The sequence below is a fragment of the Mesorhizobium sp. M7A.F.Ca.CA.002.09.1.1 genome, assembly GCF_003998555.1.
Lineage (GTDB): Bacteria > Pseudomonadota > Alphaproteobacteria > Rhizobiales > Rhizobiaceae > Mesorhizobium > Mesorhizobium ciceri.
The window spans coordinates 1-9,273 of sequence record NZ_RZRR01000116.1 but is presented as its reverse complement, the minus strand read 5'-3'; the positions used below and the strand labels follow the sequence as shown (position 1 = coordinate 9,273).

Annotated in this window: 9 protein-coding genes; 4 read left to right on the top strand and 5 right to left on the bottom strand. The window is 62.3% G+C overall.

The window, feature by feature from the left end; all coding sequences use genetic code 11:
* From EN994_RS07830 to EN994_RS07810, 5 genes are all read right to left on the bottom strand, one after another.
* On the bottom strand, window positions 1-446 hold a 446-nt coding region (locus EN994_RS07830), incomplete at its 3' end, for an ATP-binding cassette domain-containing protein (protein WP_164745837.1).
* A 3-nt stretch (window positions 447-449) separates the two neighbouring features.
* Window positions 450-1,436 (bottom strand): ABC transporter permease, encoded by a 987-nt coding sequence (locus tag EN994_RS07825; RefSeq protein ID WP_013532869.1) that lies wholly within the window; start codon window positions 1,434-1,436, stop codon window positions 450-452.
* Window positions 1,437-1,550: 114 nt separating this feature from the next.
* Window positions 1,551-2,486, bottom strand: a complete 936-nt coding sequence (locus tag EN994_RS07820; protein ID WP_063167633.1) for a substrate-binding domain-containing protein — start codon at window positions 2,484-2,486, stop codon at window positions 1,551-1,553.
* A gap of 321 nt (window positions 2,487-2,807) precedes the next feature.
* Window positions 2,808-3,353, bottom strand: a complete 546-nt coding sequence (locus EN994_RS07815) for a hypothetical protein (RefSeq protein WP_064995104.1) — start codon at window positions 3,351-3,353, stop codon at window positions 2,808-2,810.
* A 76-nt stretch (window positions 3,354-3,429) separates the two neighbouring features.
* On the bottom strand, window positions 3,430-4,587 hold the full coding sequence (locus EN994_RS07810) for a fumarylacetoacetate hydrolase family protein (protein WP_063167634.1): 1,158 nt from the start codon (window positions 4,585-4,587) through the stop codon (window positions 3,430-3,432).
* A gap of 237 nt (window positions 4,588-4,824) precedes the next feature.
* Between EN994_RS07810 and EN994_RS07805 the strand changes: the two genes are divergently transcribed.
* From EN994_RS07805 to EN994_RS07790, 4 genes are all read left to right on the top strand, one after another.
* Window positions 4,825-6,105 (top strand): FAD-dependent oxidoreductase, encoded by a 1,281-nt coding sequence (locus EN994_RS07805; protein ID WP_063167635.1) that lies wholly within the window; start codon window positions 4,825-4,827, stop codon window positions 6,103-6,105.
* Between the two features lie 104 nt (window positions 6,106-6,209).
* Window positions 6,210-7,094: an ABC transporter permease gene (locus EN994_RS07800; protein WP_063167636.1), complete on the top strand. Its 885-nt coding sequence runs from the start codon at window positions 6,210-6,212 to the stop codon at window positions 7,092-7,094.
* Window positions 7,091-7,960, top strand: a complete 870-nt coding sequence (locus EN994_RS07795) for an ABC transporter permease (RefSeq protein ID WP_063167637.1) — start codon at window positions 7,091-7,093, stop codon at window positions 7,958-7,960. Before EN994_RS07800 ends, EN994_RS07795 begins: the two co-directional genes overlap by 4 nt.
* Entirely contained in the window at window positions 7,945-9,015 is a 1,071-nt protein-coding gene (locus EN994_RS07790) for an ABC transporter substrate-binding protein (protein ID WP_024502621.1), read from the top strand. The genes EN994_RS07795 and EN994_RS07790 overlap by 16 nt, the downstream gene beginning before the upstream one ends.
* Window positions 9,016-9,273: the final 258 nt, after the last annotated feature.

Below are 9,273 nucleotides of genomic sequence, written 5' to 3'. Positions count from 1 at the left end.
GAAAGCGAACCGATCGGCGTCGTCGGCGGGATGTTCTTCGTGATGCCGACCTGCTTGAGCAAATCGCGGGCAACCGTGTTCATCGCCTCCTGGTCCATCCGGTTGAGGAAGCGCGGCGGCTTGATCGGCTCGCGCCCGAGGAACAGATTGCGGGCGATCGACAGTTGCGTGACCAGTGCGGAGTCCTGGTAGATCGTCTCGATGCCATGGGCGATGGCGTCGCTGGTGCTGCGCAGGCTCACCTTCTTGCCACGGATGAAGATATCGCCGCTGGTCAGCGGAACGGCACCCGAAAGCACCTTGATCAGCGTCGACTTGCCGGCGCCATTGTCGCCAAGCAAGCCGACGATCTCCCGTTCATTGACATGGAAATTGGCATCCTCCAGCGCCTGCACGCGGCCGTAGGACTTGCGGATGTTCGTCATGCGGATCAGTGGCTCGGCCATGGTTCAAGTCCCCGCCTGATGCCGGCGTTCCAGCCATGAATGCAGTGCCATCATGCCGAGGATGATGGCACCGATGAAGATGTTATAGGCAAGACCAGGCACGCCGATCAGCACGATGCCGTTGCGCATCACACGCAGGATCAGGATGCCGAGCACGGTGCCGATGATCGTGCCGCGCCCGCCGGTAAGTGCGGTACCGCCGATCACCACCATGGCGATGACTTCCAACTCATAGCCGGTACCGCTGTTGGGGTTGGCGGCGGACGTGCGCAACGAAGAGATGACGCCGGCAAGCGAGGCCATGACCGACGACAGCACGAACAGGCCGATCTTGACCCCGCTGACATTGACGCCGCGCGCCCGCGCCGCGCTCGGGTTGCCGCCGGCCGCCTGGATCCAGTTGCCGGTGCGGCTTTGCGTCAGTACGTAGCCGAGCGCGATCGCCGCGGCGATGAACCAGAACAGTGACATGTAGATGCGGAACGGGCCGATGAAGAAGTCGCCGACCAGCGCTTCCGCCAGCCAACTGCCCTCCGCACTCCAGGTGCGCTGGGGAAAACCGTCGGTGACGAAAAGGGCGGTGCCGCGCACCACCAGCAGCATGCCGAGCGTCACCAGGAAGGATGGGATCTTGAGCTGCGTCACGAACCAGCCATTGACCAGCCCGATGAAGGCGGCGACCAGCAGCGCGGCGACAAAGCCGGCTTCGAGCGAGGTCAGGCCGCTGTTGAACAGGGTCCACATCAAGACCGGCGAGAAGCCGAACAGGGAGCCGACCGAGAGGTCGAACTCGCCGGACGTCATCAACAGCGTCATCGCCAGCGCGATCAGGCCGAGCTCGACCGTGAAAGCCAGCGTGTTGGAGATGTTCTGCGGCGACAGGAAGTCGTGGTTGAAACTCCAGAAAACGGCGATCTCGACGACGAGCAGCACGAAAGGGCCGAATTCCGGCCGTGCGATCAGGCGTGGGACGAGCGAATGATTTTCCACAGGCAATCCGCGACATGAGTGGAAGGCTGAGCGTTGCACATCGCGTGCGAAGGGCTCGGCGAAATGGAGAGCCAGTCGCGACCGTTGGGCGGCCGCGACTGTTGAGATTGGATGTTACTTGCCGGACAGGATGTCGTCGTAGATCTGCGCGGTGTCTTTTTCATAGAGCGCGCCGGTGATGACGTTGAAGCCCGGAGGAATGCCGCCGGCGGCCATATTGGCCAGCGAAAGCGCGACATAGCTGGTCGCCTGCGGGTCCTGCCACTGGCCGGCATTGACATAGCCGTTCAGCACTTCCTGGGTGGTGTCGAGCGAATTGCCCCAGCCGACGACCGGGATTTCGCCCGGCTTGATGCCGACCTGGTCGAACACCCGCTTGATCGAGCCGGTGACGAGGTCGCCTAGGCCGATGATCGCCTTGACCTTGGCCTTGTTCGCCGTGAGGTAGTCGACCATGCGGTTGATCACTTCAGCCTGATCAAGCGTCGCTTCCGTGATTTCATACGTGATGCCGAGCGGCTCGAAGACGCTCTTGATGCCTTCCTCTTCCTGCACGCCATAGGTGGCGCCGGGGATTTCGACCGGCATCCAGACGAAGTCGCCCTTCTTCACCAGGCCCTTGTCGACCAGATACTGTGCCCAATGCTTGCCGAAGGTGACATTGTCGCCGCCGACATAGGCGTTGAAATCGGCTTTCGGATCAGGCGTGTTGAAATTGATGATCGGCACTTTCGCCGCACGCGCTTCCTTGACGATCTCGATCAGGCTGCCCGGATCGGGGCTCGTGGTGACGATGCCATCGGCCTTGGCGGAGAGGGCGGCGCGAACCGCTTCCTGCTGCGAGGCGACATCGCCGTTGTGGAACGAGGTGTTGACCGTGTTGCCGGTGTCCTTGGCCCACTGCTTGGCGCCGGCCAGGAAGTAGGTCCAGACCGGATCGGCCGGACCGCCATGCGAAATCCAGTAGAACGTCTTGGCCTGTGCCGCTGCTGGTACCACCATCAGCGCCACCAACAGGCCGTATAGAACGCGTCTTAGCCGTGTCAGCATTTGATTTCCTCCCGTTTGTAGATCGTCAGTTCAAAATCCGTCCCTTGTTTTGCGTCTTTTGCCAGCGCCGATCGGATGCGTCAGAGCATCCCCTTTTTCGACGGATGGCAAGCCTCCATCTGCCAGGCCTCCATCTGCAGGTGTAGTGGGCGCCTGACGGGGCGTCATCAGCCGTCCCATCAGATTGCATCAGTTGAGGTGATTTTCCGACTGTCGGATAATTGGTGTCGAGGCTAGCCGAGCAGATAGTCCTCGTCATGGTCGGCGCGCAGGTTGCTCCACAGCCGATCGGCCGCCAGGCGAGCAAGGCGATTTGTTCCGTTAGGTATCCGACAAATGCAGATGCTCGGGCACTCGCAGCATTTCGGCATTGGTGAGTCTTCCGCTGGTGAACTCTAGTCGGAGCCCCTCGCAGTATCCGATGGCTTCTCCCTCGATAGGACGTTTGCTGGCCATCAGGAACGCGACAACGCCGAGATCGATGATCCCACCGTGCGTCACCAATAAGCCCGTCGCTTCGTTGGGAACTCGGGCAGCTATGCTCGTCCACAGTCGCACTTGGGTGTTAGCAAATGCAATGCAGTCTACGTCCGATCGGAGTACACGTTCTACCTCCGCCAACGGGCTCGGCCACGAGATCGTTTCGAGTATATTTTTGGGAAGAATTCCAAGTTCGGCAATCAACTCATTTACTTCGAAACCCATCGCAATTGCGGTTTCGATTGCCCGTGGAATTTCGCTTGTGACAACAAGTTCATAAGAGTCAGCCCCTTGGGCTACAAACCGCGCTAGTTCGATTCCTTCTCGAGAAAGGTGCGCGCCAGGCTTGCGCCTCATGGTGTGCCGGCGAACATCAAGTATCGTCATTGGATTCCAGTCCGACGAGGTCACGAGTAATAAGGCGCCAACATTGCGTTGATGGTGGCCCTGGGCCAAGGCTTGGCTAAATAAGATCGGCCTTCGCCAGCTCCCGCATCAGATGGCTGGCGCCGTAGGTCCAGTGCGGGCAGTCTGGCGACAGCTGCACGCGGTTGACCAGCGCGCCGAATTTTTCCGACGAGATGGTGACGATGTCGCCGACCTTGTGGGTAAAACCCTTGCCCTTCTCGCCGCGATCCTTGGACGGAACGAACATGGTGCCGAGATAGAGCGCCAGCCCGTCCGGATACTGGTGGTGCGGCCCCATGGCCGCGGCGACCAGTTCCTCCGGCGAGCGGCTGATCTCGGCCATCGAGCTTGCGCCCTCCAGCGAGAACCCGTCCTCGCCCTCGACTTTCAGGCGCACGACGGCACGCTTGACGTCATCGATGGAGAATTTCTCGTCGAACAGGCGGATGAAGGGGCCAAGTGAGGCCGAGGCATTGTTATCCTTGGCCTTGCCGAGCAGCAGCGCCGAACGCCCTTCGACGTCGCGCAGATTGACGTCGTTGCCGATAGTGGCGCCGACGATCCTGCCGCTGGAGGCGGCGATCATGGCGATCTCGGGTTCCGGATTGTTCCAGGTCGACACCGGGTGCAGCCCGACATCGGCGCCGAAGCCCACCGAGGCCATCGGCTGGCACTTGGTGAAGATCTCGGCATCGGGGCCGATGCCCACTTCCAGATATTGCGACCAGGCGCCGCGCGAAATCAGCTTGGCCTTGATCTCCATCGCTTCGGGCGAACCGGGCTTCAGCTTCGACAGGTCGTGGCCGATCAGTCCGGCAATGTCGGCGCGGATGGCATCGGCTTTTTCAGCCGAACCACGCGCCTGTTCCTCGATCACCCGTTCCAGCAGGCTGACGACGAAGGTGACGCCCGATGCCTTGACCGCCTGCAGGTCGACCGGGGAGAGCAGGTAGGGTTTTGCTGGATCGCGCCCGGTTTCAAAACTGTTGGCGGCGATGTCATCGAGCGAACCGATCGGTCTGCCTTCGGCCGAGCGGACATGCCCAGCCGGGTCGGCCATCTCGCAAAGGTCGCGCATGGTCGGTGCCGTACGCGAGGTGATGTCGAAGACCGTGCCATCGCGAACCGTGACGACCAGCGGGTATGCAGCACCGCTGCTTCTGGCGCGTCCGACAAAAAGGCCCTCGCTGGGCAGGTGGGTCGGGTTCGTCATGGCGCTCTGTCCTCTTAGTGATCGGCAATGTGGTGAAGTGATCGACAATGTGGGCTAGCCGGATCGGCGTGGCACTTTCACCGGATTCCCGTCAAAGGTCTATCCCGTCGCAGGCGATCGGAACTCTGGGTCTCCGGTCGTCTCGGCGGCAGTCCACAGGCGAAAGCCATGGTGCTCTTTCAAAATTGTGAAATTCTGACTAGGATTTTCACCAATCGCAGCGCATTCAGGTGACCCTTGGCGACAGCATTCTCCGATCCCATCTGGCGCAGGCCGCAGGCAGCTTCCACGTTTCAATCGCTTCCCAATGGCGAACGGGTCGATCTCGCCATCATTGGCGGTGGCATCATGGGCTTGTCGACTGCCTTGCATGCCGCCCGGCTTGGCCTGTCGGTGCAGGTGCTGGACGCCGGCGAGATCGGCCAGGGCGCATCAGGCTTGAATGGCGGCCAGGTCATTCCCGGCCTGAAATACGATCCGGAATGGTTGCTGGAGCATTTTGGCCCGGAGCGCGGCGAGGCGCTTGTCAATTTCGCGGCGTCGACCGCCAACGCGGTGTTCGAGCTGATCCGCGACGAGAATCTGGCGGTGCCGTTCGTTCGAAATGGCTGGATCCAGGCGGCGCACACCGAGGCCGCGCTGAAGGCGGCGACGAACCGCGACCGGCAATGGCACGCGCGCGGTGCCGACGTCCGGTTGCTGAACGCAGCGGAGACCGCAGCCAGGACTGGCGCACAGGGTTATCTCGGCGGCTGGCTCGACCGCCGCGCCGGTGTGATCGATCCGCTCGCCTACACGTCTGAACTTGCCCGGGTCGGGACCGCGACTGGCGTGAGGATAGCAGAGCGCCAAAGGGTCGTGCGGCTCGCCAATGCCGCCGGTGTTTGGCGTATTTTGATCGAAAATGGCCTGGAATTGCAGGCAAAGGCGGTCGTGCTGGCGACAAACGCCTATACGGACGGTCTGATCCCCGGTCTCGCCCAGACGATCGTGCCGCTGCATTCCTTTCAGATCGCCACAGCGCCGCTGCCGTCCAATCTGGCGGCCACGATCCTGCCGGAAGGGCAGGCGGTGTCGGACTCCAGGCGCATCCTCGTCTACTACCGCAAGAGCGCCGACGGCCGGCTGGTGCTTGGCGGACGGGGCCGCATGGCGCTGCCGACGAGCGCCGGCGACTGGGCGCATCTCGAGCGTGCGCTGGTACGGCTCTATCCCTCGCTGTCCGGCGTTCCCATCGAGAAGCGCTGGTTCGGCCGGGTTGCGATGACGCCGGACCACCTGCCGCACATCCACGAGCCGGAGAAAGGCCTGCTCGCCGTGGTCGGCTGCCAGGGTCGTGGTGTCGGCCTGATGACTGCGCTTGGCGAGCGCATCGCCGGCTACCTCCAAAGTGGCGACGCCAGGCAATTGCCTTTCCCGGTCTCGCCGATCCGGCCGATCCCGTTTCACGCCTTCCGCCAGGTCGGCGTCGCCGCGACCATCGCCTGGTATCGCCTGCTCGATGCGTTGGAGCGCTGACCAGGGCGCTTTATCTCCTTGGAGTTCCGTTAGGGGATTCTGCTTGACAGTTTCATGGATATGAAAAACTCTAGGCCAATTTCAAATTTCCAATAGGCAGGTCGATGTCGACCCTAGTTGCAACATCAGCGCCAGAGGCCCGGTCTTCCCAGGGCTTCCGGGTCGCCATGCTGCTGCCGGGCGCGCTGGTCACCTTCCTGCTGATCCTGTTTGCGCTTGGCCTCGTGCTTTTCCTCGCCTTCCGCGGCAATGACGGTTCGCTGCTCGGCGCCGGTTTCACCGTCGCGAACTTCGTCACCGTGGTGTCCGATCCGCTGTACTGGACGGTGACGCTGCGCTCGCTGATCATTGCCGCTCTGGTCACGCTGGCGACGGTCGTCACTGCCTATCCCGTCGCCTACTACCTTGCCTTCCATACCGGCCGGCGGCGCGGCCTGCTGCTGTTCCTGGTGACGCTGCCGTTCTGGACCAGCTATCTCCTGCGCGTCTTCGCCTGGAAGATCGTGCTCGCCTACAATGGCGTTTTGAACTCGGCGCTGATCGAAAGCGGCATCTGGTCCGAGCCGACATTGGCCTTTCTCAACACGCCGGCCGCCGTCGTCGTCACGCTGGCGCACGCCTATGCGCCTTTCGCCATCCTGCCGATCTACGTGGCGCTGGACACCATCCCGAAATCGCTGATCGAGGCCGCTTCCGATCTCGGCGCGCGGCCATTCACCTCTTTCCGCCGGATCGTGCTGCCCAATTCGATGCCGGGCGTGCTGGCGGCAGCCCTCGTCGTCTTCGTGCCGACGGTCGGCGACTATGTCACGCCGGCGCTCGTCGGCGGCCCGGCCAGCACCATGATCGGCACGCTGATCCAGGCGCAATTCGGCAAGGCCAATGACTGGCCGTTTGGCGCAGCACTCTCCGTCGCCGTCATGCTGGTCATCCTGTGCGTGGTGCTGGTCGCGCGCTTCGCCGACCGCAGATTTGGCAGCCGCACATGAGCACTGCACGCACGCACGGAGGTGGCCGCTGGCTCGGCATGTATATCGCCGCCTATCTGGTCTTTCTCTATCTGCCGGTGCTGCTGATCCCGCTGTTTTCCTTCAACAACTCGATCCAGGCAGCGTTTCCGCTGCAAGGTTTTACCTTGCAATGGTACGCGACGCTGTTCGGCAATTCGGCGCTGACCGGTGCACTCTTGAACAGCCTCGCCATCGGCGCCTTCGCCGCCACGGGTGCGACGCTGTGCGGCATAACCGTATCCTACATGGACCTCTACGGCCGCTCGCCGCTGGCCGCCACCATCAGCGCCATCGCAAGGCTGCCGATCCTGATCCCGGGCGTCATCGTCGGCATATCGCTGCTGATCCTCATCAACCTCGTTGGTCTGGGGCCATCGCGCGTCGCCATCGTTCTCGGCCATATATTGGTGGCGCTGCCGACGACCGTGGTGATCATGCGCAGCCGCTTCGCCGCCATCCCGAAAACCATTCGCGAGGCGGCACTCGATCTCGGCGCCTCCGACTGGACGACCTTCCGGCGGGTCATGCTGCCGCTCAGCCTGCCGGCCATCGTCTCGGCATTCATGCTGGCCTTCCTGATCTCCTTCGATGAATTCATCGTCGTGTTCTTCCTGGCCGGCACCGAGCCGACGCTGCCGCTCTACATCTGGAGCCAGCTGCGTTTTCCCCGGTCGCTGCCGACGGTGATGGCACTGGGCACTTCGATCCTGGCGGTGTCCTTCGTCATCGCTGCAGCAGCTGAAATCCTGCGCCATCGCGGCTTGTCCGCCACGGCGCCAAAGCCTGCGGATCCATCACAACCAAAACAAACCAAGAGAGGAGAACTGCAATGGCATTCGACCTGAAATCGATCTCTGCAAAGACTGTTTGCGCTGGATTGACGGCGTTCGCGCTGGCGCTGTCGTCGACCGTCGCTTTCGCCGGCGACAAACTGCAATATTTCACCTGGTCGGGCTATGAACTGCCCGACTTCAACAAGAGCTTCCTTGCCGCGCATCCCGATGGCGTCGAGGCCTCGATCTTCGGTGACGACGATGACGCCTTCACCAAGGTCAAGGCCGGCTTCCGACCCGACATTGCGCATCCCTGCTATGACAAGGTGGCGCGCTGGAACAAGGAAGGCCTGCTGCAGCCGATCGACACCAAGCGCATCAAGAACTGGGACTCGATCTTCCCGGTGTTCAAGAACCTGCCAGACCTGCAGGCTGGCGACGGCAAGGTCTGGATGGTGCCGTGGGACTGGGGCAACACCTCGATCCTCTACCGCACCGATCTGGTGAAGAACCCGGAAGCGAGCTGGAACCTTTTGTGGGACAAGCAGTATGCCGGTCGCATGGCGACGATCGACGCGGTGCATGACACGCCTGTCGTGGCGGCGCTGCTCGCCGGCGTCAATCCGTTCGACATGACGCCGGAGCAAATGGACAAGGTGGCCGAGAAGCTGCGCGAGCAGCGCCCGCTGCTCTCCAACTACACCACCGACATGACCTCCGTCGAACAGGCGCTGGCCAGCGGCCAATTGGTCGCCGCCATGACCTGGAACGCGTCGGCCACCTCGCTCAAGAAGCAGGGCGTGCCGGTCGAGTTCATGAAGCCCAAGGAGGGCATGCTGACCTGGGCCTGCGGCTTCGTGATGCTCAAGGACGCCAAGAATGTCGACCTCGCCTATGATTTCATCAACAGCCGGCTGGAGACGGATTCCGGCAAATACCTGATCGAGGCCTACGGCTATGGCAGCTCGACCAGTTCGGCCTTCGCGGCGGTGCCGAAGGAGGAGCTGGAGAAATTGCAGCTGCCGTCCGACCCGGAGGTGATGCTGAAGACCACCATCTTCACCGGACCGATGAAACAGAATGACGACCTCGCCAAGATGTTTGAGAAGGTGAAGGCGGGGGGATAAAGCTCCCCCTTCTCCCCTTGTGGGAGAAGGTGTCGCCGAAGGCGACGGATGAGGGGTGCTCCAGGGAACACCAGCGTCTCACTCCGCTGGAACACCCCTCAACCGTCTCGGCGCTGCGCGCCGATCCACCTTCTCCCACAAGGGGAGAAGGGAAAGCAAACGAGGACTAACGCATGGACATGCTGGACGAAACGGCTGAAAAGCCGAAGGACGATGCCGATGTGCGGGTCGGCAGGCGGGTGCGGGCGCTGCGGCCGG

Excerpts from the sequence above, each read along its gene's own strand:
- EN994_RS07810 (WP_063167634.1), bottom strand. The coding sequence starts at position 4,587 with ATGACGAACCCGACCCACCTGCCCAGCGAGGGCCTTTTTGTCGGACGC.
- EN994_RS07795 (WP_063167637.1), top strand. The coding sequence starts at position 7,091 with ATGAGCACTGCACGCACGCACGGAGGTGGCCGCTGGCTCGGCATGTAT.
- EN994_RS07800 (WP_063167636.1), top strand. The coding sequence starts at position 6,210 with ATGTCGACCCTAGTTGCAACATCAGCGCCAGAGGCCCGGTCTTCCCAG.
- EN994_RS07790 (WP_024502621.1), top strand. The coding sequence starts at position 7,945 with ATGGCATTCGACCTGAAATCGATCTCTGCAAAGACTGTTTGCGCTGGA.
- EN994_RS07815 (WP_064995104.1), bottom strand. The coding sequence starts at position 3,353 with ATGACGATACTTGATGTTCGCCGGCACACCATGAGGCGCAAGCCTGGC.
- EN994_RS07820 (WP_063167633.1), bottom strand. The coding sequence starts at position 2,486 with ATGCTGACACGGCTAAGACGCGTTCTATACGGCCTGTTGGTGGCGCTG.